Genomic DNA, 1,490 nt, shown 5'->3' with positions numbered 1-1,490 from the left:
AGCGGGATGTTATCGTGCTTTTTCCAGGGGTTGGAGAGTTCCTTGCCCTTAAGGCTCTTGAGGCCGCGCACGATCCGGCGGCGGGTGCCGTGGGGCATGATGACGTCGTCGATATAGCCGCGCTGGGCGGCGACGAACGGGTTGGCGAAGCGCGCCTTGTACTCGGCCTCGCGGGCGGCCAGGGCCTCGGGGTCCTTGGCCTCCTGGCGGAAGATGATCTCCACCGCCCCCTTGGCGCCCATCACCGCGATCTCGGCGGTCGGCCAGGCGTAGTTGAGGTCGCCGCGCAGGTGCTTGGAGCTCATCACGTCATAGGCGCCGCCATAGGCCTTGCGGGTGATGACGGTGATCTTCGGCACGGTGGCCTCGGCATAGGCGAACAAGAGCTTGGCGCCGTGCTTGATCAGGCCGCCGTACTCCTGCTTGGTCCCGGGCATGAAGCCCGGCACGTCGACGAAAGTGATGATCGGGATGTTGAAGGCGTCGCAGAAGCGCACGAAGCGCGCGGCCTTGCGGCTGGAGTCGATATCCAGCACGCCGGCCAGGACCTGGGGTTGGTTGGCGACCACGCCCACGGTCTCGCCGTCCATCCGGGCGAAGCCGCAGATGATGTTCTTGGCCCATTCGCTGCTGATCTCGAAGAAATCGGCCTCGTCGACGACCTTCAGGATCAGCTCCTTCATGTCGTAGGGCTTGGTCGGATCGGCCGGGATCAGGGTGTCGAGGCTGGGCTCCTCGCGGAAGGCCTCGTCGAAGCTCTCGCGCTCGGGCGCCGGCTCGCGGTTGGACGAGGGCAGGAAGTCGACCAGGCGGCGCACCTGGGTCAGGGCCTCCAGGTCGTTCTCGAACGCGCCCTCGGCCACGCCCGACTTGGCGGCGTGGACGCGGGCCCCGCCCAGCTCCTCGGCCGTGACCACCTCGTTGGTGACGGTCTTCACCACGTCCGGGCCGGTCACGAACATGTAGCTGGTGTCCTTCACCATGAAGATGAAGTCGGTCATGGCGGGGCTGTAGACGTCGCCGCCGGCGCAGGGGCCCATGATCACGCTGATCTGCGGCACCACGCCCGAGGCCATGACGTTCTCCAGGAAGATGTCGGCATAGCCGGCCAGGCTGTCGACGCCTTCTTGGATGCGCGCCCCGCCGGCGTCGAACAGGCCGATCACCGGCGCCCCGACCTTCATCGCCTGGCGCTGGACCTTGACGATCTTGGCCGCGTGCGCGCCCGACAGGCTGCCGCCGAACACGGTGAAGTCCTTGGAGAAGACGTAGACGACCTTGCCGTTGATCGTGCCCCAGCCGGTGACGACGCCGTCGCCGGGCACCTTCTGGTCCTGCATGCCGAAGTCGGCGCAGCGGTGCTCGACGAACATGTCGAACTCCTCGAACGAGCCCTCGTCCAGCAGCAGGTCGATCCGCTCGCGGGCGGTCAGCTTGCCCTTGGCGTGCTGGGCGGCGACCCGCGCCTCGCCGCCGCCGGCCTTGGCCTG

1 protein-coding gene is annotated in these 1,490 nt (G+C 67.4%); it reads right to left on the bottom strand.

Going from position 1 to position 1,490, the window contains the following annotated elements; genetic code table 11:
* Nucleotides 1-1,490 (bottom strand): acyl-CoA carboxylase subunit beta (locus tag AX690_RS10880; protein WP_066730370.1); only part of this gene is annotated, 1,490 nt, incomplete at both ends.

Origin of the sequence: Caulobacter sp. CCH9-E1 (assembly GCF_001556515.1) — a bacterium.
In the GTDB taxonomy this organism is placed as follows: Bacteria; Pseudomonadota; Alphaproteobacteria; order Caulobacterales; family Caulobacteraceae; genus Caulobacter.
Note: the sequence above shows the minus strand (reverse complement) of the source record. Positions and strands in the feature narration are given on the sequence as shown.